At 58.5% G+C, this 23,437-nt stretch carries 17 protein-coding genes and 1 pseudogene; 11 read left to right on the top strand and 7 right to left on the bottom strand.

The window, feature by feature from the left end; all coding sequences use genetic code 11:
• The first annotated feature begins 3 nt into the window (after nucleotides 1–3).
• Nucleotides 4–954 (top strand): PDR/VanB family oxidoreductase, encoded by a 951-nt coding sequence (locus NKH54_RS20025; RefSeq protein ID WP_023697831.1) that lies wholly within the window; start codon nucleotides 4–6, stop codon nucleotides 952–954.
• Between the two features lie 51 nt (nucleotides 955–1,005).
• Entirely contained in the window at nucleotides 1,006–3,402 is a 2,397-nt protein-coding gene (locus tag NKH54_RS20020; RefSeq protein WP_023697832.1) for a transketolase, read from the top strand.
• Between the two features lie 170 nt (nucleotides 3,403–3,572).
• Here the strand turns inward: NKH54_RS20020 and NKH54_RS20015 are convergent, their stop codons facing one another.
• The 3 genes from NKH54_RS20015 to gmd all read right to left on the bottom strand — a co-directional run bounded on the left by NKH54_RS20015 (nucleotide 3,573) and on the right by gmd (nucleotide 7,359).
• Entirely contained in the window at nucleotides 3,573–4,994 is a 1,422-nt protein-coding gene (locus NKH54_RS20015) for a phosphomannomutase (RefSeq protein WP_353028775.1), read from the bottom strand.
• A gap of 350 nt (nucleotides 4,995–5,344) precedes the next feature.
• On the bottom strand, nucleotides 5,345–6,289 hold the full coding sequence (fcl, locus tag NKH54_RS20010; protein ID WP_353028774.1) for a GDP-L-fucose synthase: 945 nt from the start codon (nucleotides 6,287–6,289) through the stop codon (nucleotides 5,345–5,347).
• Nucleotides 6,289–7,359, bottom strand: coding sequence for a GDP-mannose 4,6-dehydratase (gmd, locus tag NKH54_RS20005; protein ID WP_023672397.1), 1,071 nt, complete (start codon nucleotides 7,357–7,359; stop codon nucleotides 6,289–6,291). Before gmd ends, fcl begins: the two co-directional genes overlap by 1 nt.
• 996 nt (nucleotides 7,360–8,355) lie before the next feature.
• On the opposite strand from gmd, the gene NKH54_RS20000 reads away from it, so the two are divergent.
• From NKH54_RS20000 to NKH54_RS19975, 6 genes and pseudogenes are all read left to right on the top strand, one after another.
• Entirely contained in the window at nucleotides 8,356–9,342 is a 987-nt protein-coding gene (locus tag NKH54_RS20000; protein WP_023711832.1) for a nodulation protein NodZ, read from the top strand.
• Between the two features lie 240 nt (nucleotides 9,343–9,582).
• The gene (locus NKH54_RS19995) at nucleotides 9,583–10,998 is read left to right on the top strand and encodes a mannose-1-phosphate guanylyltransferase/mannose-6-phosphate isomerase (protein ID WP_023750584.1); all 1,416 of its coding nucleotides are present in this window, start codon (nucleotides 9,583–9,585) and stop codon (nucleotides 10,996–10,998) included.
• Nucleotides 10,999–11,563: 565 nt separating this feature from the next.
• A pseudogene (locus NKH54_RS19990) lies at nucleotides 11,564–11,961 on the top strand (IS30 family transposase); the annotation flags it as partial.
• 404 nt (nucleotides 11,962–12,365) lie between these two features.
• Nucleotides 12,366–13,178: a Hachiman antiphage defense system protein HamA gene (locus NKH54_RS19985; protein ID WP_031245459.1), complete on the top strand. Its 813-nt coding sequence runs from the start codon at nucleotides 12,366–12,368 to the stop codon at nucleotides 13,176–13,178.
• Nucleotides 13,144–16,293, top strand: coding sequence for a DEAD/DEAH box helicase (locus NKH54_RS19980; protein WP_353028773.1), 3,150 nt, complete (start codon nucleotides 13,144–13,146; stop codon nucleotides 16,291–16,293). The genes NKH54_RS19985 and NKH54_RS19980 overlap by 35 nt, the downstream gene beginning before the upstream one ends.
• A gap of 388 nt (nucleotides 16,294–16,681) precedes the next feature.
• On the top strand, nucleotides 16,682–17,725 hold the full coding sequence (locus NKH54_RS19975) for a hypothetical protein (RefSeq protein ID WP_023750588.1): 1,044 nt from the start codon (nucleotides 16,682–16,684) through the stop codon (nucleotides 17,723–17,725).
• 113 nt (nucleotides 17,726–17,838) lie between these two features.
• Here the strand turns inward: NKH54_RS19975 and NKH54_RS19970 are convergent, their stop codons facing one another.
• The 3 genes from NKH54_RS19970 to NKH54_RS19960 all read right to left on the bottom strand — a co-directional run bounded on the left by NKH54_RS19970 (nucleotide 17,839) and on the right by NKH54_RS19960 (nucleotide 20,155).
• Complete coding sequence (locus NKH54_RS19970) at nucleotides 17,839–18,381, bottom strand: SLATT domain-containing protein (RefSeq protein ID WP_280940649.1); 543 nt, start codon at nucleotides 18,379–18,381, stop codon at nucleotides 17,839–17,841.
• Between the two features lie 25 nt (nucleotides 18,382–18,406).
• Nucleotides 18,407–19,288, bottom strand: coding sequence for an SMODS domain-containing nucleotidyltransferase (locus NKH54_RS19965; RefSeq protein ID WP_023750590.1), 882 nt, complete (start codon nucleotides 19,286–19,288; stop codon nucleotides 18,407–18,409).
• Nucleotides 19,289–19,642: 354 nt separating this feature from the next.
• Entirely contained in the window at nucleotides 19,643–20,155 is a 513-nt protein-coding gene (locus NKH54_RS19960) for a hypothetical protein (RefSeq protein WP_031245463.1), read from the bottom strand.
• Between the two features lie 401 nt (nucleotides 20,156–20,556).
• On the opposite strand from NKH54_RS19960, the gene NKH54_RS19955 reads away from it, so the two are divergent.
• Both NKH54_RS19955 and NKH54_RS19950 read left to right on the top strand, forming a co-directional pair.
• Nucleotides 20,557–21,258 (top strand): Crp/Fnr family transcriptional regulator, encoded by a 702-nt coding sequence (locus tag NKH54_RS19955; protein WP_023750592.1) that lies wholly within the window; start codon nucleotides 20,557–20,559, stop codon nucleotides 21,256–21,258.
• Between the two features lie 84 nt (nucleotides 21,259–21,342).
• Entirely contained in the window at nucleotides 21,343–21,588 is a 246-nt protein-coding gene (locus NKH54_RS19950; RefSeq protein ID WP_023750593.1) for a hypothetical protein, read from the top strand.
• A gap of 290 nt (nucleotides 21,589–21,878) precedes the next feature.
• Here NKH54_RS19950 and NKH54_RS19945 read toward each other — a convergent pair whose 3' ends face one another.
• Complete coding sequence (locus NKH54_RS19945) at nucleotides 21,879–22,322, bottom strand: hypothetical protein (protein ID WP_023750594.1); 444 nt, start codon at nucleotides 22,320–22,322, stop codon at nucleotides 21,879–21,881.
• 188 nt (nucleotides 22,323–22,510) lie between these two features.
• Between NKH54_RS19945 and NKH54_RS19940 the strand changes: the two genes are divergently transcribed.
• Entirely contained in the window at nucleotides 22,511–23,368 is an 858-nt protein-coding gene (locus tag NKH54_RS19940) for a hypothetical protein (RefSeq protein WP_023750595.1), read from the top strand.
• Nucleotides 23,369–23,437 lie beyond the last annotated feature (69 nt).

The raw sequence follows: 23,437 nt of genomic DNA, 5'->3' as shown, positions 1-23,437 counted from the left end.
GCCATGGCCTCGCCGCGCATCATCATGAAGCTGACCGTGACCGCCGCCCGCAAGGAGCCGGGCGACGTGCTGGTCATCGACCTGAAACACCCACGCAAACCTGTGCTGCCGGCGTTCGAAGCGGGTTCTCACGTCGACGTCCATCTGCCTGAAGGGAAGGTGCGTCAGTATTCACTTTGCGGCGACCCGACCGAGCTTGGCCGCTACACCATCGCGGTGAAGCGCGAGAATGACGGCCGTGGCGGCTCGGCGTGGATCCACGAAACCATTGCCGTCGGCTCCACACTGCCTGTCTCCGCGCCACGCAACCATTTTGCGCTCAAGCCAGGCGAGGGGCCGACTTTGCTGCTGGCAGGGGGAATCGGGATCACCCCGATTCTGGCCATGGCGCGCGCGCTCACCCGGCAGGCCAAGCCCTTCGAGTTGCACTATTTCACCCGCAGCCGGGCGCTCACGCCACTCTTGGCGGCGATCGGGAGCGATCTTCCTGGCGGCAATGTGCGGATCCATTTCGACGACGAGCCTCAGACCCGGCAGAACATCGCCGCGCTGCTGGCGAACCGTTCGGACGACGCGCAGACATACTACTGCGGACCGCCTGGCTTCATGGCGGTTGTGGGGCGCGCGGCTCAACACTGGCCCGAGGGTACTGTTCATTTCGAAACTTTCCAGCCTCCCGAGTTTGATGGCGCGCCACCGGAACCGTTCGTCATAGAACTGGCTGAGGGCAGGGTGGTTGAGGTTTCGGCTGAGACCACGGCACTGGCCGCCTTGCGTGCGGCCGGTGTGCCGTTGATGGCCTCGTGTGAGAACGGGGTGTGCGGGACCTGCGAATGCGCAATGCTGGCGGGACAGCCGATCCATCGGGATGCCGTCCTGTCCAAGGAGGCACGCGGCCACCGCTTCATCCCCTGTGTGTCGCGCGCGACAGGTGTGTTGAAACTCGATCTTTGACCATTTGGGCGGGGGTCCTGTGAGACCGGCAGCTGATTTGCGGGAAACTGAATGACGAGGAAACTGGAATATCTGAACGAGATCGAGCGCTGCGTCTCCTGGCTCGCAGCCTGGACGATCCACCACGCCAACCACGTCCGCGAGGGCGATGAGATCAAGGTCGGGGGGCATCAGGCCTCGTCCGCGTCGCTGAGTACCATCATGACCGCGCTCTACGGTTCGGTCCTGCGCCCGCAGGATCGGGTGGCGGTCAAACCCCATGCGGCGCCGATCTTCCATGCACTTCAGTATCTGGCGGGCAACCAGACCCCCGAAAAGCTCATGAACTTCCGCGGCTACAAGGGCGCGCAGAGCTACCCTTCGCGGACGAAGGATGTCGACGATGTCGACTTCTCGACCGGGTCGGTGGGTCTCGGCGTTGCTCAGACGCTGTTCTCGTCGCTGGTGCAGGACTACGTCTCGGGTCACGGCTGGATGAAGGAGCGTGCCGAGGGCCGAATGGTCAGCCTGATCGGCGACGCCGAGATGGACGAGGGCAACATCTACGAGGCCCTGATCGAAGGCTGGAAGCACGGGCTCAGGAACTGCTGGTGGGTGGTCGACTACAATCGCCAGTCGCTCGACGCCGTGATCCGGGAGGGCCTCTGGCAGCGTTTCGAGCAGATTTTTCGCAACTTCGGCTGGGACGTGATGGTCCTGCGCCACGGCGCTCTGCAAGAGGCTGCCTTTGCCGAGCCGGGGGGCGAGAAGCTGCTCGAGTGGATAGAGCGCTGTCCGAACCAGCTCTATTCGGCGCTGACCTTCCAAGGGGGTGCTGCCTGGCGCAAGCGGCTGCTCGACGAGATCGGAGACCAAGGGCCGGTCACCACTCTGATCGAACGCCGCTCCGACGACGAGTTGCAGGCGTTGATGACGAACCTTGGCGGGCATGACATGCCGAGCCTCCTCGAAGCCTTCGAGGCGGCGTCCAGGCATGACCGTCCCGTCTGCTTCATCTGTTACACCATCAAGGGCTACGGTCTGCCGCTTGCCGGACACAAGGACAACCACGCGGGGCAGATGACGCCCACGCAGATGGAAGACTACCGCCTGCAAATGGGCGTAAAGCGGGGTGAGGAGTGGGACAAATGGGCGGCCGCCACCTTGCCGGAAGCGGAACTTGACGCCTTCTTCGCAAAGGCGCCGTTCTTCAGTGAGGGGCGTAGGAGGCTGTCTGCGCCGTCGGTGCCGGTGCCTGAAACCCTTCCGTCACCGGGGCAGCCCGGCAAGCCGCTCTCGACCCAGATGGGGTTCGGCCAGATCCTGAACGACATCGCACGCGAGCGCAGTCTGCTTGCCGACCGCATTGTCACCACCTCGCCCGATGTGACGGTCTCGACCAATCTCGGTGGCTGGGTCAACCGGCGCGGCCTTTTCGCCCGGGAGAGCATGGCGGACACCTTCAAGGCCGAACGCATTCCGTCGACCTTTACCTGGGAATTTGGGCCGAAGGGGCAGCACCTCGAGCTCGGGATCGCCGAGTCGAACCTGATGATCATGCTCGGGGCACTCGGTCTCTCGCACTCGATCAATGGCGTGCGCCTACTGCCGATCGGGACAGTCTATGATCCCTTCATCTACCGATCGGCCGACCAGCTAAACTACGCCTGCTATCAGGATGCGCGCTTCATGCTGGTCGCAACGCCCTCGGGCGTGACGCTAGCGCCCGAGGGCGGAGCACACCAGTCGATCGGCACCCCATTGATCGGCATGGCGCAGGATGGGCTTTGCGCCTTCGAACCGGCCTTCGTCGACGAACTGTCCGTGATCATGCGCTTTGCCTTCGATTACATGCAACGTAATGGCGAGGGGGATCCGGATGAGATGACGTGGCTGCGTGATCAGACCGGAGGATCGGTCTATCTTCGCCTGTCAACCCGGCCGCTCGAGCAGCCGCTGCGCGACATGAACCCGGCGCTCGCGCGGGACATCGTCAATGGCGCCTATTGGCTGCGTCCGCCTGGGCCCAACGCGAGTGTCGTCATTGCTTATCAAGGCGTCGTCGCGTCGGAGGCGATTGCCGCGACGGGTCTTCTGGCGGAGGACCGGCGCGATGTCGGGCTGCTCGCGATCACCTCCGCGGACCGGCTTAATGCGGGCTGGCAGGCGGCGGAACGTGCCCGGCAGCGTGGCGCGATTGGCGCCCTGAGTCATATCGAGCGGCTGCTCGCGCCGCTATCGCGTGACTGCGGCATTGTCACCGTGATCGACGGCCACCCGGCGACGCTCGCGTGGCTCGGTGGGGTTAACGGGCATCGCGTGAAGGCGCTCGGGGTCGAGCAGTTCGGCCAGACGGGGACTATTGCGGACCTATACCGTCACCACGGCCTGGACACCAACGCCATCGTACATGCGGCGCAGGCGGTCAGTGCGGGACCGGCTGTTCGCTACCGCAAGGCGCTGCCTTGACCATGAGCGACCGGATGCTCCGTGGCTGGTACGGATCGGCTGTTTCCACGGGCGTTCCGGTTCGCTTCAAAGCGGACAGCTGCCAGGGACACTGTGGACGTTCTGATCGCGCTAGAGTAGCTCGTGCGACCCCCAGGGTCACCTGGAATACGCAGGGAGGCGGCTTTTATTTAGCCTTGCGTCCAATTACGAATTCGATCCAATCCAGTCCGGAGCAAAAGCTCCGCATCCTCCCGATTTTCGGCTTCGACGTAGCACCGCATTTCCGGGGCATTTCCGGATGGACGCAAATGCAAGACACGCTTATCCGCGAGAGTGATACGAAGTCCGTCAACATCGCTAACCTTGCTTACCACTCCAATCGACCCGACGAAGGCGGCGATGTTAGTTTCCGCTGTACGAAGGTATGTCATGAGGCGAGTGCTGCTTTCGACGGAAAAATTTTCCAAGCGATCCGCCGCCGCCGCCGGCAATTGAAAGGAACTGCCAATCTCCGACAGTGGCTGCCCACTTGTATTAACAAGGGAAAGTGCCGCGAGGATGGGGAGAAAACTGTCGCGTGTAGGTAGCGCTGGCAGTTTAGTTCCGTTCGGGTCAAAGTCCGTGCCTGTCAATAAACCACCGTTTGCTTCGAAACCAACCACGCGCTCGTGACCCGACGCAACCAAATCGAGCATGGCAGCAATAACAAATGGCGATCCAACCTTGGTACGCACGACTTTAAAAGAACCTGCGGTCTCGATACCAGAGTTTGATGTGACCGGCGTGACGACTGCCTTCGCTTGCAGGAAGTTCGCCGAAATCAGGCCTAACAAATCACCGCGAAGGGGGTCTCCGTGGTCGTCAGCTACCAGTGGGCGGTCACCATCGCCATCTGCCGAGACGACCGCATCAAGCCGATGCTCTTTGGCCCAGAGCTTGAACTGTTGAGCAGTCTCGTCAGAGACCGCTTCAGTGTCGACAGGAATGAAACCTTCCGAACGTCCCAGGGTTACGACCGTCGCACAGTGACATGAGAGAATGTCAACCAAGAGATCGCGCGCGACTGTGCTGTGCTGATATACGCCCACCGTTAAGCCCTTTAGAGCATTATTCTCCATAAGCTTTCGATTGCGCGCCATGAAAAAAGCCTTGCATTCGGCCTCCCGGTGCTGCCGACGTGCAACAGCACCTTCAAGGACGTATCCGCGCTTCTCCAACTGCAAGGCGATGCGCGTTATCTCCCGCTCATCACCTTTGTCGATCTCACCGTCGGGTCGATAGAATTTTATTCCATTACGGTCGGCCGGAATGTGCGAGCCTGTGATCATCAAACAACCACTCTTACGCGCCTGAGCATACAGTGCCAGGGCAGGGGTGGGGACTGCGCCGCAATCGACTACGATGAAGCCGAGCGCCGACAGTGCCGCCGCACAGACGGCGGCGATGGCCGGACTCGAGGCGCGAAAGTCGCGCCCTATGAGTATCTCGTCGCCAATTCTGGCCAGGCCGGATTCCAGCAGGAATGTCGCGAATGCCGTTGCATATAGGGCAGAGGCGGCCCCTGCCAATTCTGTCGCCAGGCCCCGTAATCCACTTGTTCCGAATTTCATACCAAATCCGACGTTGCTAACTGGTTTTTAAAGGTGACATGCTCAAACCTTAGCTCGTCCGGAATGCCCATCGACAGATTCCTCGGACGAGAACAAGAAGTACATTCCGTTAGCGTAGACGCGTTCGGTTCTGTACGGTTACCCTTGTGAGGATTGGCGCGGTCGGCGTCGTCGTGGGCAGCGCACCGTGACCTTCATGGCGACGAGGTTGGAGCGGATGGGCTTGAGATCCGGCAGGGCTCCTCGCGGCTGGCTCACATGAGCGCTCGCCATCGAGTGATTGTCTCAGTCCACATTAGCTCTGGGTCCCGAAAGCGCGTACAGGCCTGAGGCGCAGCAAATCCTTTTATTTATCGCCGTTCGGTGTAGCTCCCGTTCAGAAATGCATGATAGGCACTCTCGATGCCTTCCATGAGAGTGATCTTTGCTGCCCATCCCAAAGTGCGCAGCTTGTCGACGCTCATCAGCTTTCGCGGTGTACCGTCAGGTCTAGAGTGATCATGCGCAATCTCCCCAGTAAATCCGACTACACGGCAGATCACTCTTGTCAGCTCTAGGATCGTGATGTCCTGTCCGCAGCCGAGATTGACGTGCTCATGGTCAGAGTAGTTCTTCAGAAGGAAGACTAATGCGTCGGCGCAGTCGTCGACGTGCATGAATTCCCGACGTGGTGTGCCCGTGCCCCAGATGGTGATTTGCTTATCACTTATGAGCTTAGCTTCATGCGCTTTCCGGATCAGCGCTGGGACGACGTGGCCTGACTGCAAGTCATAATTGTCGCCTGGCCCGTAGAGATTCGTCGGCATAGCGGAGATGTAATCGCGGCCATATTGCTGGCGATAGGCTTGAGCCATTTTGATGCCGGTGATCTTGGCGACGGCGTAGCATTCGTTGGTGCGCTCTAGTGGCCCGGTCAAAAGCGCGCTTTCAGGAATGGGCTGTGGTGCCATCTTCGGATAGATGCAAGACGAGCCGAGGAAGAGGACGCGGTCGACATTGTTTTCGTGGGCTGCCGCGAAGATATTGGCCTCGATCATCAGATTGTCGTAAAGAAAGTCGACCGGATAGGTGGCGTTCGCGAGAATGCCGCCTACCTTTGCCGCCGCCATGACGATAGCGTCCGGTTTCATCACTGCCACGAAGTTTTCAACTTCGGTCTGTCGCTTAAGATCTAGCTCTCCCCGAGGGGCGGCCACAACTTTGCAGTCTTCGGACGCGAGGCGGCGTACAACAGCGCTGCCCACCATACCTTTGTGGCCAGCGACCCACACGGTTTTTCCGTTCAGATCATACATTACGCTTCCTTCATGACTACAGATGTCTGCATGACCTTCAGGTCTTCGCGGACCATTTCCGCAGCAAGGTCGCGCACGGATATCTCATGCACCCAGCCGAGCTTCTCCTTCGCCTTGGTAGCGTCACCCAGGAGAAGATCGACTTCCGTGGGGCGGAAGTAGCGTGGGTCCACTTGGACTAGGCATCTGCCGCTCGCTAGATCATAGCCCTTTTCGTCGACACCCTTGCCCCGCCATTCGATCTCGACGCCGACATCTTCGAAAGCCCACTCGACGAATTGGCGGACAGGAGTCGTTTTGCCCGTAGCCAGCACGTAATCATCCGGTTGATCCTGCTGCATCATCATCCACATACCTCGCACGTACTCACGCGCATGGCCCCAATCGCGTTGAGCATCGAGATTGCCGAGATAAAGCTTGTCCTGCTTGCCCAGGTAAATAGCAGCGGCAGCGCGGGTGATCTTGCGCGTCACAAAAGTTTCGCCACGGAGGGGGCTTTCGTGATTAAAAAGAATGCCGTTGGAAGCGTGCATACCATAGCCCTCACGATAATTGACGACCATCCAGTAGGCGTAGAGCTTGGCGGCGGCGTAAGGGCTGCGCGGATAAAAGGGCGTCGTTTCGTTCTGCGGTACGGACTGCACGAGGCCGTATAGCTCTGACGTCGAGGCTTGATAGAAGCGGGTCTTGTCCGTCAGACCGAGGAGGCGAATCGCCTCAAGAAGTCGCAATGTACCGATACCGTCCGCGTTTGCTGTGTACTCAGGTGTTTCGAACGACACCTGGACATGGCTCTGAGCAGCCAAGTTGTAAATTTCGTCTGGCTGAGATTCCTGAACCACGCGGATGAGGTTAGTCGAATCAGTGAGATCACCGTAATGCAAGATTAAGCGCGGATCGGATTCGTGCGGGTCTTGGTAGAGGTCTTCGATACGACCGGTGTTGAAGGAAGAGGAACGTCGCTTAATCCCATGAACGATGTAGTCTTTTTTGAGAAGAAGACGGGCAAGATAGGCACCATCCTGTCCAGTTATGCCCGTAATAAGAGCAACTTTCCTGCTATCACCCATTCTATTCCTGCTCAATTAAAGTTTAAAGTTTCGGCTCCGGCTCGCCACGCCGACACAATGTGCGGCCCGCCCCGTGCCCCATGGAGCACTTCGACAGATGCGGCGCGAAGATCGTCATTGACTGTCCGCCAGCCGAGCACACCTGCTCTGCTTAGAGTCACGAGCGAAAATAGAGTCGCGCCGCTAACCTGACGGATTCGTACATGCGGTCTGAGTGCCGCTCAGCTCACGCCCTGAGCGACATGTACTCCCAGCACCTTGCAGCTGATTTGCTCTTCTATCAGCGAGTGAGGACGCCTTTCTTTCTTGCTTCAGCGTCTTCTAATGGGAATTGTTTGGATCCGTGAAATCGATTGTTTGGATAAAGTGCATCCACAGAATGGATGGTCTGAGCGAGCAGCGGGGGCGCATCGCCGGCCCGGAGTCGTAGCGCGAGCTTCCGTTCGGGGCGAGGACAAAGTTCGTGGCCGCGAGCGTCACCACAGCATCCGGCACAGGTCGTGCAGAACTTTGGGAGCCGACTGCGGATTCTGTCGATCAGCTGGTTCCAGGCGCGTCGAGCCGTCGACCTCATCTCGCCCGGTACCGGTTGCTGTATGCAGCCTTGCACCCTTGGCGTACGGCGTCGACGGAATGATTTGCTTCGGCAGGCAGTGTCGTAGCGTTTCCGGCTGTTTCGGCTCTATTGACCGGGCCCGCGTCAGCCGAGCCCCTTCATCATGGCATCCAACACATGGATGGCCGGCATCCACTCAATAGATTTTACATATGCGGCGGAGGCCCAGTAGAGAAGGCTGAACCGGAAGCGAGGGCAACCCTAAGCGAGGGCATCGGCTTCAAGCTTTGCGAGCGTCACGGGATTAGTGGGCAGTGCTCTGAGTGAGCTCTTCTGCCCTATGGCCCGGCCTCTGCCAAGGGCCCGGCGTCAGGGTCTACTATGTCGACTAAGGATTCCAAACCGGATGCAACCTCCTCTCCGAAACGAGATTTCCGAAAATGCATGTTAGTGGATTGGAAAAGCGCCGGTTCGTCGTCTCTCGGAGGCGTACGGGGTTCGGTGATTGTCTGTGGTCATTGGCGGCCGCTTGGCGCTACGCGCAGCGGTCGGGACGAACTCTAGTCATCGACTGGCGGGGGGCCTGCTACCTCGACCAACCCTTCACAAATGCGTTTCCGGTGTTCTTCCAGCCGATCAATGACATCGCTGGCGTGCCGGCTATTTCCGACGACCGGATCAACGACGTTTCCTTCCCTGGTCCATTCTTCCCGGAGTGGTGGAACAGGCCGGCGATCGAGTGCCTTTACCGGCCAGATGAGCAGATTTTCCAAGAGCGCGATGAGTTGGGCGAGCTCTTTCAGGCCGAACACGATGTCGAAGCGAACACAGTAGTGTGTGACGCTTGTCTGATGTGGCGGTGCGATGAGGATGCAGAGCGGCAGGTGTTCCAGAGTGTCCAGCCTCGGCCAGAAATTCAAGCCCGCATAGATGCCATTTATCAGGAATGTTTTGAGGGGCACAGCATCATCGGGATTCATGTTCGGCACGGTAACGGTGAAGACATCATGGAGCATGCGCCCTACTGGGCCGATCCGGAGCTCGCCGTTCGGCAAGTGTGCGCTGCAATTGACAAGGCTAAGGCGTTACCGCACCCCAGGCCTGTGCGGCTGTTCTTATGCACGGACAGCGCGCGGATACTGGATCTTCTGTCGGCCAGGTTTCCCGATCTGCTCACTGTCCCGAAGCACTTCGGATCCAATCAAGGTGGCCCCTTACACACTGCAGCACTCGGGATTGACGGCGGAATTTCCGCCCTCGTTGAGATGTATCTTCTCGGGCGCTGCGATACCGTAATTCGGTTTCCCCCGACGAGCGCCTTTACACGATATGCACGCCTTTTCGCACCACGGGTAATTGAATTCGATCTGAAAGAGCCAAGTCGTTTGACTTTGATAGAAGGCAGCCAAGTCTCTGATCTCAGTTAAGACCCGCCACCTGCGCAATTCGGCAGACGCAACCAACAGGCATAGTTGAATGCGCATTTCTCACCGACGCCAGTGGAGGCGTCGTACATTACCGATAGCGTCGTCATCTGACGCCGCCTGCAACGCGCCAGAACTTCGCTGTTACGCGGGGGCCGCAGACAAGCCAGAGCGACGGCGATCGTGACGCTGACGCTCGAAAGAACGCGGGCGATCACTCCAGAGACGAAATTGAGGTTGGTTATGAAAGTCATTCCCGTGATCATCAGCGGCGGAGCCGGATCGCGGCTATGGCCCGCCTCAAGGCAATCGCACCCCAAACCTTTCCTCAAAGTGGCGGATGGATATTCTCTCATTCAGCACACTGTGCTGCGCGCCGCTTCGATAGAAGGTGTCGTGGAACTCGTCGCTGTTACATCCGGGGACCACCTCTTCCTGGCCAAGGACGAATTTGACGAACTGGATTCCGTGGTCCTGCCACGCACCTTTCTGCTCGAGCCCGAAGCTCGGGATACGGCCGCCGCCGTGGCTGCAGCCGCGATCCATGCGAGGGCAACGCAAGGCCCTGACGCGATCCTGTGCGTCTTCCCGGCCGATCACCTGATTAGCAACCTGCCTGCGTTTTTAGACGTGATGGGCCTGGCCATGGAACATGCGAAGCTCGGGCGGATCGCCACATTGGGCATCACCCCAACCAGACCGGACACCGCATTCGGCTACATCGAAGCAGATGGTGAGAACGTCGTCCGTTTCGTTGAAAAACCGGATCTGGAGACAGCCAAAGCCTATGTCGCGTCTCAACGCTTCTTCTGGAACGCCGGCATCTTCTGCTTCAGTGCGCAAACCATGCTCGACGAGATGGCTTTGCATTGTCCCGAGGTGCTCCAGGCCGTCGCCGACAGCTATGAGAACGGCCGCGCCAGTCAATGCCAAGGCTTTGCCAAAATCGAACTCGCGCCTGAGCATTTCGGTTCCGCGCCGCGAATCTCGCTCGACCACGCTGTCATGGAGAAGACTAACAGACTTGCCGTGATTCCCTGCGACATGGATTGGAACGACATCGGATCTTGGAACGCAATGGCCGATTTGATCGCCCCCGACGAAAGCGGGAACAGGATACGCGGCGATGTGCACATGGTCGACACGACCGGCACCTATGTGAGCTCAGACAAGCGCGTCATCGGCACGGTGGGCGTAAGCGATCTGGTGATCGTGGATTCCCCGGACGCTTTGCTTGTCACATCCCGCGACCGCGTTCAGGACGTTAAGAAGCTCTTCGAGGGCCTCAAGGCTTCGGGACATGAAGCTCATCTGGTCCATAGCACGGTACACCGGCCCTGGGGTACCTATACGGTTCTGGAGGAAGGCGAGCGCTTCAAGATCAAACGCATCGAGGTGAAGCCCGGTCGCCAGTTGAGCCTGCAGATGCACTATCATCGTTCGGAGCACTGGGTCGTGGTCAGCGGCTCCGCCAAAATCGTCAATGGCGAGCAGGAGTTGTTCCTGGGGACAAACGAATCTACTTACATCCCCTGCGGCCATAAGCATCGGCTCGAAAACCCAGGCAGAATTGACCTGGTTATCATTGAAGTGCAGAGCGGCGATTATCTCGCCGAGGATGATATCGTTCGCTTCGACGACGAATATGGTCGAACGTAGATAACAGTACAAAAAACGTTAAACGGCGAGCCGTCGCTCAAGGATCTCTGTCGTGGGTTCTGGGCCTGACATTGACAAGCAGCGGGCCGAGCGTGTCATAGTATCCGCCCCGCACTCTCATCAGGCACTCGATCGTGGTCGAAAACATCGGTGAGCGCTTGACAGCGCGCCGTCCGCGGTAACGAAGACTTCAGATCTTTTTGGGCGGACCCGTTGCTCAGCTGTTCAACGGCACAGCCGTATTTCAGCCTGTAGGCGGAAATGAAATCCTCATCGCTGCAGATGCAGCGGCCGCTGGAATCTTTGGCTTTCGGATCATGGAGGTGAGAACCAAGGGGGCGCAGTAGATACACGCGAGTGCTGGTTGTCGGACTATCGGAAAACCCGCACTATGCTTGACCAGGTCTGCGGCAAGCATGATCCCGGCAAGCACTGATTGAAAGGCCATCGCAACCACGGTTCGAACGAGACGACTTCCATCGCTAAGCTGGAACACCAGACCGCCGCAGATAGCCTGCTGATAAAAGGAACGGAGGGGCTGGCCAACAAACGCGGCGAGCGGCTCACCCTCGTCGAGCGACACAGCCGATTCACGATGCTTGTAAAGGTGGCGAGGAGGGACTCGGCCACCGTCGTGGCGGCCCTCGCCCAAACGATCGGCACATTGCCCGAAGAGTTGCGGCGCTCGCTAACGTGGGACCAGGGTAAGGAGATGGCTCGGCACAAGAGCTTCACCGTTGCAACCGATCTACAGGTCTACTTCTGCGATCCGCGAAGTCCTTGGCAGCGCGGCAGCAACGAAAATACCAACGGTCTGCTCAGGCAGTACTTCCCGAGAGACACCAACTCTCCCATGTCTCGCAGGCCCAACTCAACGCCGTCGCCCTGCGGCTCAATCAGCGACCCCCGAAAACCCTGGACTTCGAAACGCCGGCCTATAGGCTACAGAAGGTGTTGCGATGACCGGTTGAACCCACCGCCCCACTCTGGTCGTTCAGCCATAAGCCGCAGGGCGCCAGAAGCGGACTCTATCAACGGCAAGGAGCCCGCAGAATCTGCGCAACTGTTCCTCTCAGAGACATCTCGGAACTTTCGGTTGATTGCGAAGCAAAATTGACCCCTGGCACCGAAGGTGGCGCATGCTTTCTGGGAGATGGCGAATGCGATGTACGTAGCGGGTGTCCGCCAGAAGTCGACAACGTATCTCAGAGGATTAGAGGCAAGCGCGGTTCGAAGACTACCTGCCCTTCTGAACTCGGTCTTTGCCGAGCGCCTTGGTCCACATGTCATGACTACAACATGTCCATCTTTAGGCGGTTTCGGACCTCGGTCGTGCATGCTAGAGGCTGTGATGATTTGGGGGAATCATGGCGGCACCTGCGCACATCGGCTGGCTAAAGAAGACGGCGACCAATGTTGCCACGACCGAAGGCGTCGAGGTCGAGGTCTGGGATCTGGAACACCAGCCAGACGACGCAGTGCTATCGTCGTGGGCCAAGCATTTCAGGCAGCACTACTGCAAGGACGAAGAGTTACCGGACTTTATCGAGGGCACGGGGCACACGCCAGCCACCTATCTCGCGACAGTGAAGTTTCCAGACCCAGTCCATCCTCCTGGACCGGGTACACGCTCGGGTGACTTCGGCGAAATCCTGCTTGCCGACTTCGCGGAGTACATCTTGGGTTATTGGTGCCCCCGGGAGGGTAGATACGAGAACCGCGACAACCGGAACGTTCCGTCGAACGGCTGCGACGTGGTCGCATTTAAGTTCCATGGCGACGATCCTGTTCACCCGAAGGACGAGCTTCTTCTCATTGAGTCGAAGGCGGGCTTAAAGGCAAAGAAACAGAACCGGTTGCAGAACGCGGTTGAGGATTCCATCAAGGACATCACACGCGAGGCGATGTCCCTGAACGCCATCAAACAACGTCTCCTGCGCACCGACCGGCTGGCGGCCAAACGTGTGCAGCGCTTCCAGAACCAAAACGATCGCCCGTTCAAACGCGTGAACGCCGCCGGAGCCGTGCTCGATCAAGACGTATTCGACAGCGTCGATTTCACGACGACGCTCGCCAAGCATCATCCCAACTTCAAAAACCTGAAGCTTCTCATCATCCGGGGCACGTCGATGATGAACCTGGTACATGCCCTTTACGATCGAGCCGCTAATGAGGCCTAAGAACAACTCGATCCAACTGCTGGCTTCCGTCAGGTCCCGGGCCAAGATGCACGAGTTCAGGGCAGCGGAAGCCGACTACAACGAGTTCACGCGCGCGCCGGACTCGCTGGTGGTGCTAGCGATCGGAATATTGGGCGATTCCGCGGCGGCGCTTGCGGACCGGTTCATCACTTCCGACACAGAGAGCGCCATGCCAAGGTCCTGGGATGAACCGGATGGATCGATCCGGGACATGGTTCACTTCTCCGCCCGGTATTTCGACGCCTTCTTGGAATCAAGGCTGGACGAGGATCTGACCAACGAGTTCTCCCTGCTGTGCGCCACCTCCTACTATCTGTCCGACAGTATCGGCAGTGCGGCGGTCGTGATGAAGAGGACAGAATCTCCAGCCCTCGAGTTGGGGCATGGTCTCGCCTTTCTGGCCTATCGGATTCTGAAAGGGCTTTTCGCGCCGGTCGAGGAGTCGTTCGCGCACCGTTTGTTCGCCAATAGAATGTTAGCCGCTCTCCGGGCGTTTTACGCCCTGCAGGGCGGAGCCGAGGAAATTCGTCTCCTCTGCGAGGAACTCAAGGCGCATGCTTATTTGGCCGGGTCGGCCCGGGAGCTGCTCTACGCCGACGTGGTGATAGCGCTTGTCTCCCGCAAACTGGACGGAGCGGCCAGGACGCTTCTGCCCCCGAGTTCGGGCCTTGATTTGGCCGATTGGGCACCGGCCTTGAGGAAAGGATCGTTCCCAACGGAGCTCTGGCCAGCCCAGAGACTGCTTTGCGAACAGGGAATTTTGAGCGGTCGTTCCGCGGTGATCCAGATGCCAACGTCGGCCGGCAAAACCCGCGCCACCGAGTTCTTGATCCGCGCCCATTTCCTAGCACAGCGATCGTCCCTGGTCGTCATTGTGGGTCCATTCAGGTCACTGTGCCACGATATCCGTTCGGATCTGGTGCGCTCATTCGCCGGCGAAGATGTCCTGATTAACGAGATCTCGGATTCGTACCTTTTCGACATCGATCTCGCGGGAGCGCGAAGACAGAATTCGGTGTTCGTGGTGACACCCGAAAAGCTCCTTTACATGCTTCGGCGTAAGCCCGAATTCGCCGAAGAGGTCGGATTGGTCGTTTATGATGAAGGACATCAGTTCGACGGACTGACCCGTGGGCCAACATATGAACTTCTGCTAGCGTCCATGCGCATCTCGCTGCCTACGAACGCCCAGGTCGTATTGATCTCTGCCGTCATCGGGAACGCGGCCGAGATTGCCGGTTGGCTCGTCGGCGACGAGACCGCGGTGGTGTCGGGATCGGGATTGCTGCCGACGGCTAGGAACATCGCCTTCGCCAGCTGGCAGTTCGAGCGGGCCTGGTTGCGCTACGTCAGCCCGGCCGATCCGAACGCGGATGAATTCTTCGTGCCCCGCATCGTTGAGTCCAAAGTACTGGCCAAAAAGGGTCGCGAACTGAAGGTGAAACGTTTCCCCGAACGCGGCACCACCAGAAGCAACACCGACATAGGCCTCTTTCTCGGTCAGCATCTCGCCGCAAACGGCAGCGTGGCCATTTTCTGCGGGAAGAAGGAGAGCGTCGGCACGGTCTGCGACCGCGCCGTCGAAATTGCAGGGCGCGGCTTGGAGCTCGATTGGCCGGCGGCTTGCTCCGACGAAAACGAGATCCGCAAGATTGCCGATCTATGCCAAACTCACCTCGGAGATGGTCGAGTATCCAAAGCTGCGAAGCTCGGGATCCTGTCGCACCACGCCAACACGCCGCCGGGCCTGCGGCTGTCGATCGAACATGCTATGAAGGCGGGTCTGGCTCGTATGGTAGTCTGCACCTCCACCTTAGCGCAGGGCGTAAATTTCCCGATCCGCTACTTGGTGGTGACGTCCACCCAGCAGGGCAAAGAAGAGATAGCGGTGCGCGACTTCCACAACCTGATGGGTCGTGCGGGCCGGGCAGACATGTATACCGAAGGCAACGTGATCTTTTCCGCGCCATCGCTCTACGACGATAAAAAGAAAGACGGCCGATGGCGTTGGTCGAAGACCACCAGGCTGCTGGATGCGGATAATTCGGAACCGTCGGCGAGCAGCATTCTCAAGCTTTTCGTCAGCTTCGAGCAGAAGGTAAAAGGAAAGCCGACCATCACATTGGATCTGCCGACGGAATGGCTCGATCTCACATTCGCTACCAAGCAGACCATCGCGGCGTATACCGCCGCCGCGGTGAGCGAGCGCCCCGGGCTAATAGGGAAGGACTTCAGCAGGTTTCTTTCCGACCGGGCGCGCGCGGTGCAAAGCATAGCATCGTATCTACTGTCCTACGTTGATTTCGAGAGTGACCTTGCCGAGGAGCGTGTGGAGGAACTGGCGCGGAGCACCCTAGCATATCATCTCTCCGACGACGATCTGAGGGTCAAGGTCCTGGCCGTTTTTCAGGCGGCCGCCAAAGCCGTCCAACAAGGGACGGACCTCAGCCTGATCAAACTGGTCCGAAAGTCGCCACTACCGCCGGCGGACGTCAAGGCTTTGGCGCAATGGATCGACATGCATCTGGACCGGCTCGCGGCAATCGAAACCGAGGAAGAGCTGTTGACCGCGATTATGGAAAAGGCGGCACGGCACGCCCACGCACCGGTCTTGGCGGCGGTACCCGAGGCAATGCGGCCGGATTGCCTTGCCGACTGGATCGCCGGCAGGACCTACTACGAAATCCGAGCGCGGCTGACAGCCGCCCATGTCAAGTTCGGTAACGCGAGAGCGACTTCGGAGCACGTCGTCCACCTGTGCGAAAGCGGTTACGCGTACGACCTGTCGATGGTCGTTGCTGCATTGGCCGATCTCGTTGAGGAGCGATCCGAAGATCTGCATGCGCGGCTGGTGACCGTCCAGAAAAAGATCAAGTACGGTCTGTCCAGTGACGCGGCTATTGCGTTCCAAGAGGCTGGATTCGCCGACAGAGTGGTGGCCCAGGCCCTTGGCGACGCGTTCCCGGTCATCGATGGCTATCGCGACGTGGTCACAGCATGTCGGACGCAGCGAGAATTGGTACTGGCCACTATTGAACCGTTCCCAAGATACTTCGAGGAGGTCGCGCTCGAGCTCTCGTCCGGCTATGACTGAAACAGGCCTGCCAATCTACGGGATTGCGAGGAAAGTACCTCGAACAGCGGCAATGGGGTCGGTGGCCGAATGGCAGCTATCCGCTCGACGCGTATCAAGACCGGACAGTCCGGTCACGGCCCCAAAGCTGCCAGGCGGGAACGCGCCTGACTTCGGCCGTTGAGCCGGCCTTAAGGTTTGTCCCAAAGCCGCCGTTGAAGCTGATATTTTCGCTAGCGGTCGCTCCTGTTCGTCTGAACAAACCAAACCGTTGCCACCAGCGATCGAGGTGTGTCCCGATGAGTGGGACACTAGGTGGTAGCCGCAGTATAATATGCCTCGTCTTTTCCCGGTGGATGGTTTGCCACTGCTAGTGTCGCATTACGGCGCGTTCCCGTAGGATCGGTACATGTCCGCGAAACCTGAAGACGCCGAAATCACGTTGCCGCCGCAAACCGCACCGGCGGACCTTTCGTTCGCGATGCGGGCGTTCGCTGACATAGAGGACGCCAACCGCATCGCCCACAACCTCGCGAGCTACATCCGCTTCATAAGCTCGGTAATCAATTTAGAGCGGCTTGACGGCGTGACTGTCGCTTATGATTACGATGCCGCGCTCGCCGAACTCGACCGAGGCGTCGAAGGCTTACGAACGCTCGCCCGGTCTAACGATGACCAGCTTGTCGGCGTCGCAATGTCGCCGGCCGTCCTGCGCGACGGCAAGGTCAAGGTTCACCTCGTTTTCAGCGGCGCGTACATCGAGAGTATCGGTGCGACCCCCGAACAGGACGACGCGCGAGCTCAGTCGGGTATGCAACAGGCCATCTATCTGATCGCCCACGAATGCGCGCACGTGCAAGTGACGACCGAGAAGGATAAAGCATTTCCCGGCAATATCCTCCAGAAGCAGGTCAGCTCCTACGAGGAGCAGATATTCACCCAGATCAACGAGGCCTGCTGGGACGAATATGCGGCCTGCCGCTTGAGCGCGCCGTTCGGCTCGGGGCACCTGGCTTATTACGAAGAAGGGTTGCGCGGCGTGGCAGGCGTCGCTCGACAGAAGGCCGCTGCCGCGCGCGACGGTTTCTGGAAACATCGTGATCTCAACCGGATCGTCGGAGAACTTGGAGCGCCGATTTCGGAGCCTCTCCGAATGGCGGCCTACACGTTTGGGCATATTGACGGCAGCAATGGCGAGGCGGAGATCAGCGAGGAGACCCGACAGGCGATCGATGAGGCCGGCTACACCGAGGCAATCGAGGAACTGGTCGCTCAGCTCCGGAAACTCTGGAATGAGCGCGGCGAATGGATGTTTCCGAGCGAGTTCGACGTACTCGGCGATGTCGCCCGCGGCCTATTCTACGAGGAAGGACTCCTGATCACCCCGAACGGCGAGGGGGCAAACATTCAGGTGTGGGACCCTGCGATGTACGACGGTCCCGTCGCAGCCTAACGACCGGAGAAATTCCGCTCGCCTCCGGCGAGGGAGAAACTTGTTCCTCGTTTGCTCGTCATGGCTCCATCCTATTTGGAAGTTGGAGCCTCCGGCAAACCCGGCGCGGTCTACTAAGCCCTGCTCGACCGCCTTAACGTGGTGGGCAGCATGTCGTCGATTTCCTTGTCGGAGAACATGAGCTCCTCGTTATCCTTCAAGGAATCCTGTGCCTTCTTGTAGGCCTTCCCGTCCGTGAAGGGTGCCGCCCGATAGATTTCATGAAGGTTGGCCTGCAGCTCGTCGCGCTGCGTCCGAAGGCCGTCAATTGGCACTGCCGAATTGAGCGCGTCGGTTATCAGGCTGAGGTAAGATTCTCGTACATTCCATATGTCGGACGCAGTTTCCCTGTGTCGCTGCGCGAGAGCACCGGGGTCTAGGTCTTTCTGATAGGCGTTATAGATCAGGCTGAGAATGGCAAGAACGACGGTCGCGTATTCCGCATATTGCAAAAGCCCCGTCTCCGCCCTGAATACGGTCGTCACCGCGCCGCCGGCGATGAGCGCGGACAGGATGATGTTGAACCACTTCGCATACCATTGATGGTCGGCAAGCCGCTCCGCCATCTTCTCGTGAATCTTATGGGTGTAGGCGCAACGGCCGTAACACTCGCGCACTTGGCTCTCGATTTGGTACCGCGGGTCAGATTGGGAAGGTTGTGCCAAAGACGGTCCTCCATTTCGCGCGGCGCTGTGCGGCCTTGTCGTCGGTCTGCATGTTGCAGGCTTCGACGGCGATATTGTAATCCGTGAGCGCCTTCAACCAGAACACCCCCGTCTTATAGACGTAGGAACCGCTCCCCGGCATACGCCAGTAAGTTTTCTCTCGGTCGAGGTCGTAGAGATACTTTAGGAAATCCCGCGCCATGTAGTCATGATAGCCGTAGGATTTATCCCGATACTCCCACGTCTCGATGAACTGGTAGGCGAGCGCGTCGATGAGGGCTCCGGTCATCGGAACGCTATTTTGGTCTTTCCACACCCTCATCATGCGGCAGAGGGCTTTGAGGTTGCCATTAACGGCCGTATTGCGGGTCTGGACGGCAGTCATCTCTGCCCGGGGATTGCACCGCGGCCAGGTACCTCCCCCGTTAGAATCGGCAAAAGTCCAGGAACCGTCCGTGTTGTTGAAATAGGGAAGGATTTCGAACGTGATCCCGTCCGTGAAGGAGATGACGACAACCTGGCCGTCGCTGCCGACCTTGCTGGAGCCGTAGGTTTTGAGGAGGGAGTTTTTCACGGCCTGAAGAAGCGCGGACTGACCGTTGCCGTGATACGCGCTGTATTTGACGTATTCCGCATAGGGGAGCTGGAAGCCGATATCTAGGTCGCTGATTCCGCGCGCGGCTGTGTCGCGACCGTAAGAGCCAACATAGAGACTGTGGGCGGAGCTGGAATCGGTGTTCCAGAAGTCTGTATTAAGGCGCGTGGTGATACGCCTGTACCGTTGTCCAATCGAGCTGATCAGGTCGGTGCCGATATTATAGTTATTCCGGAAGTTGTAGAACTCGTCTGATACGCCCATCCCCATCCACCTAGCTGTAGCTTCGTCGGTAGATGGCAATTTTATGCTTTCAGCGCAATAGCGTCGGTGTGCGTTCAACGGGAATATTAAGCGGCTGACATGACCCTATGCTCGCGGGCTGCGGCGAGAGTTGATCTCATTTGCTGCCTTTGGGAAACCCATCACCTGGGACGCCGCCGAATTGTTTGGGTTTAGTTCAACGAAAAGGGCAATGTTTTCCAGCTGAAAACCGGCGAGCCTCGCTGGACGCTCGATCTTGTCCGCCAGTTGCCCCTTCAACACCCGCTTGCCGTCCAATGCCGGAACGAGCGCGGCATCAACATCCGCGATGATCGAGGAGATATTTCGGTGAACTCAGAAATACCGAGCTTCAACTTCGCCTGTGCGTTGGCTTTTAGACCGGCGACGCCGCCGAGGTTTGGTAAGTGATGTCAATTTTTTCATTATTGCTACCGACAATTGCCTGGATCTGTTTTGCCGTTGTGAGCGTCCGGCTTCGAGTTCGGCGAGAACCTCATCCACGTGCTCTGGGGAACTAGCCAAGTGGCCCATGGCGGTGGCGGACATGCGCGCTTCTACAAGCCGCGTCTTATGGTCCTTGAGAACGGTCGCTATCTTCATCAGGCTGAAAAGGTGCTGACGACTGTATCGCGACACCGAGATGGCCCATTTTCCGAACATTCGGTCGGGGATAAGAGCTGCAGCGATGTTCAGTTGATCGCCGAGATCGAAGGTTTCTTCCGTCGTTCTTCGGCCTAGCAGCATGATCTCGGCCTCACACTTTCTTATGGCTCTGAGCTCGGCAGACCCCAGCCCGAGTTCGGAATGGTCGAATGTCGGTACGTTCTTTCGCGGCGCTTTCTTCATCGTTGAACCTTCAGGCTTCGTCGAGCACCTCATGGCTAGCTTGCGGCCACAATCCTCATGCCGCCGGCTAGTTGCCGTGCGCTATGGCTATGGCGCCGCAACGGCGACGTCAAGCCGGCGCATGTAGCTAAGTCATTGTCAACAATATGCATTCTTCAGGTCCATCTGCTTGGACAATGTCAGGCTCTTCAGCAGCCGACTGTTGACACAGGATTCGAATCCTTGAGAGCCCCCGCCGCGTCAGGCTTCATAGGATTGGTCCGCGCGGGGGTGCCGGCGCAATACGCCGACGGATTCTTTGCCAATCGCGCACTTGAAGCCTATGCTCGCTGAATCGGCCGCCCCCTTCGGACGCAGCCGACAGTAAGAGGTACGTGCTCTTGCCCGTCAGGGAGAGAGCCATGCCCAAATCCCTTCTTCGCAACCATGTATTGAAAACCCTCTCCTCAGAGGATTTCGCGCGATTGCAGCCATCAATGCATCACGTCGAACTGGGCATCAAAGCCCAGCTTGAGGTCTCATATCAGCCGATCGAGCGTGTGTATTTCCCAGAGACGGGCATCGCGTCGGTGGTCGCCACGATGACCGGTGGTCGGCAAAGCGAAGCCGGCATCGTCGGCCGCGACGGCATGACAGGGGTTGCCGTCCTGCTCGGCCAGGACAAGTCTCCCAATGAAACCTATATCCAGGTTGCAGGTAATGGCTGGATCCTCCCGGTTGAAGCTCTTCGCTCGGCGATTGCGGCAAGCCAGTCCCTTCGCGAGTCACTGCTTCGCTATGCCCACGCGTTCCTTATCCACTCGTCCCGGACGGCACTGGTCAACGGCCATTCGAAAATCGAGGAGCGGTTGGCCCGCTGGTTGTTGATGGTGCAAGACCGTGTCGAAGGGAATAGGATTTACCTGACGCATGAATTCCCGGCCACCATGCTTGGCGCCCGACGTCCCGGTGTCACCACCGCCCTGCAAATGCTTGAATATCGAGGGCTGGTTCACGCCAGGCGCGGCGAGATCACAATTGTCGACCGCGTTGGAATGAAGCAACTCACCCATGGTGCTTACGGCGAGGAGGAGCAAAGTCATTTCGGTCTGGCATCCGCCTGATTGTCCGGGATCGGACAAACCCTTGAAGGCCACCGAATTCCTGCTGTAAATCGTGTTGGTCAGGATTTCAGGGAGGAATTCTCGGTGACCAACACTTTCCACACCGTTACGGTTGAAAGGGCCGCCGAAGCCTATGTTCTGTCCAGAGGCAGGTCCAACTTCCTCTCGATCGCACAGGCAATCCGCGCCATCCGAACACTCATGCCAGCATGCAGGGCTACCGACCGCGAGTTGGAGGAGTTGCTGGCAGCGGCATCCATCATTCACGGTGTGCCCGTAGCTTTCGATGCAAAAACAGCCGATGGCGTAGAACCACGGCTCCATTCGTAGGCCACATATGCCCGCGCTCGCGCTGGGGCCTACCTTGTCGGACGTTCGCCAAAGCGATTGTCCGGCACTTGATCGGCAATGTCGGCAGGCCGTGCATTTCGATATCCGAGGTTAGCCACGCTGTAAGGGGAACATTTCCGCTTTGCGAACTCACGGATTGGGAACTTGGCGATCTCATTGCGCGAAGCGCGATCGACGCGGGATTTGCGATTGAGTTCGATGCGGCGGATCCCTAGGACGCCTGTCGAGGCTCAATAGCGGAACAGCCACTTTAGCCATGTGGCTCCCAATCACGGACGGTCAGGTTGCAGTCCGATGATGCCCGTCAGCAATGCGCCAAACCGAAGACTCGGCTTATGCCTACTCTCCGCGTCGTAGAGGTGAAAGCCCTCTACCTCTATTAGCACATCGTCCGATTGACTCGCCTGCGCGATATAAGTGGGCGTAAATCTTGTGACCACCGGCTTCGACGAGGAAATCGCTAGGTTGCTGATCTCTACGTTGAGGTCCTGGACTGTCTGCAGGCCTTCCTGAACATCGCCGTAAATCCATCGCTGGTTCTGGTTCACTAGGACACGCAGATCATCAAAGGCTTTCCGTTGCTGCGCGTCGAGCTGACCAAACGTCTTGTCGAGAGAATCGGCGAATTGAGCGACAAGGTCGCTGATTAGGGCCTGGGAAGAGAGGCGCGGGCCGTCTCTCCTCGGCAAGCCGCCGCAGGCGGGTTCCCTCATTCTTTGCTTTGCTTTGCTTTGTGTTGGTCGCCGCCGAATGGGCACTAGTGACCCCTGGGCCTCAACTTGGCAGGGTGTGGTTCTCAATCAGCAGCTAGAATAATTTTGTCTCACCAATATTATCTGTGGAAAGTCTAGTTGTACCATTTCATCTTCGTAGTAGGCGTGATCCCTGTGGAGGTGGGAAGATGGGGGAAATCATGAAAGTTTTCGTTCGGGGCTCGCTAGGAGTTTGCGTTGCTCTTTCGAGTTGCGCCAGCGTTCCGAAGTTGCCAACCGAAGTCGGTCTACTTCGCATCTCAGACATTGTCGACAACATCCGGTGCGACCTGAAAGACGGACGCGACGGGCGGCCCAAGGCAAAGCCTCCAATCGGGCCTGCTACCTTCCTGACCGACAAGGGAAAGTGGAATGCGGCAGTTGAACTGTCGCTGAATGTCGTAGCGACGGGCGGCGGAGACGGCAGTGCCGGAAACGAGGTACCCTACATTCCGCAGACAGGCACGTTTGCATTGGCGACAAACGCCACCGGAACCGCAGACAGGATGGTGGGCTACAAGTTCACGATAGGCTTGGGTCAAAAGGACGATATCAAGTGCGACACACCAACCGTCAACGAAAGGCGCGCGCACGGTTCTCGGCTTACCGGAAACCTGGGAATCGCGAACTGGCTTGCACAGGTCCAGGATTCTTACGCGGATACAAAGACGCCGCCAGATTCAGTTTCGTACGTGATGGGTTTTACGCTGGACGAAGGCGCGTCGGCGAGCGTGAAGATCATCACGATACCATTCGACACAGGGCAGGCCAGCCTGGGCATCGGCTGGAAAACTACGTGGAAGGACGTCAATAAAATCTCTATCGTGTTCGCTCCCAAGCCCGAAGAGAAGCCTAAAGCCGCGCCGGCGCCCGCGCGCGCGACCAAGCTGCCTGAAGGCCAGCACGAGAAGAATCCTCCTGCTCCGCCGCCGGTCGATCCTGCTGCCAAGGAGAAACTGCTAAACGATCTGAACTTGCTTCTGCTCCAGAAAAGCTTGGGTCAATAGGTGGGGCATTCGGGCTGAGGAACTGCAAAATTTACCCTCTAAGCTGCCGGTCCGCCGATTTGGGCACCG

This window comes from Mesorhizobium sp. M1004, from assembly GCF_040318795.1.
Taxonomy (GTDB): Bacteria; Pseudomonadota; Alphaproteobacteria; order Rhizobiales; family Rhizobiaceae; genus Mesorhizobium.
This window is presented reverse-complemented; position numbering and strand designations above follow the sequence as displayed.

Coding starts and splice junctions, on each gene's coding strand:
- NKH54_RS20025 (WP_023697831.1), top strand. CDS start 4: ATGGCCTCGCCGCGCATCATCATGAAGCTGACCGTGACCGCCGCCCGC.
- NKH54_RS20020 (WP_023697832.1), top strand. CDS start 1,006: ATGACGAGGAAACTGGAATATCTGAACGAGATCGAGCGCTGCGTCTCC.
- NKH54_RS20015 (WP_353028775.1), bottom strand. CDS start 4,994: ATGAAATTCGGAACAAGTGGATTACGGGGCCTGGCGACAGAATTGGCA.
- fcl (WP_353028774.1), bottom strand. CDS start 6,289: ATGTATGATCTGAACGGAAAAACCGTGTGGGTCGCTGGCCACAAAGGT.
- gmd (WP_023672397.1), bottom strand. CDS start 7,359: ATGGGTGATAGCAGGAAAGTTGCTCTTATTACGGGCATAACTGGACAG.
- NKH54_RS20000 (WP_023711832.1), top strand. CDS start 8,356: ATGCATGTTAGTGGATTGGAAAAGCGCCGGTTCGTCGTCTCTCGGAGG.
- NKH54_RS19995 (WP_023750584.1), top strand. CDS start 9,583: ATGAAAGTCATTCCCGTGATCATCAGCGGCGGAGCCGGATCGCGGCTA.
- NKH54_RS19985 (WP_031245459.1), top strand. CDS start 12,366: ATGGCGGCACCTGCGCACATCGGCTGGCTAAAGAAGACGGCGACCAAT.
- NKH54_RS19980 (WP_353028773.1), top strand. CDS start 13,144: ATGCCCTTTACGATCGAGCCGCTAATGAGGCCTAAGAACAACTCGATC.
- NKH54_RS19975 (WP_023750588.1), top strand. CDS start 16,682: ATGTCCGCGAAACCTGAAGACGCCGAAATCACGTTGCCGCCGCAAACC.
- NKH54_RS19965 (WP_023750590.1), bottom strand. CDS start 19,288: ATGGGCGTATCAGACGAGTTCTACAACTTCCGGAATAACTATAATATC.
- NKH54_RS19960 (WP_031245463.1), bottom strand. CDS start 20,155: ATGAAGAAAGCGCCGCGAAAGAACGTACCGACATTCGACCATTCCGAA.
- NKH54_RS19955 (WP_023750592.1), top strand. CDS start 20,557: ATGCCCAAATCCCTTCTTCGCAACCATGTATTGAAAACCCTCTCCTCA.
- NKH54_RS19945 (WP_023750594.1), bottom strand. CDS start 22,322: ATGAGGGAACCCGCCTGCGGCGGCTTGCCGAGGAGAGACGGCCCGCGC.
- NKH54_RS19940 (WP_023750595.1), top strand. CDS start 22,511: ATGGGGGAAATCATGAAAGTTTTCGTTCGGGGCTCGCTAGGAGTTTGC.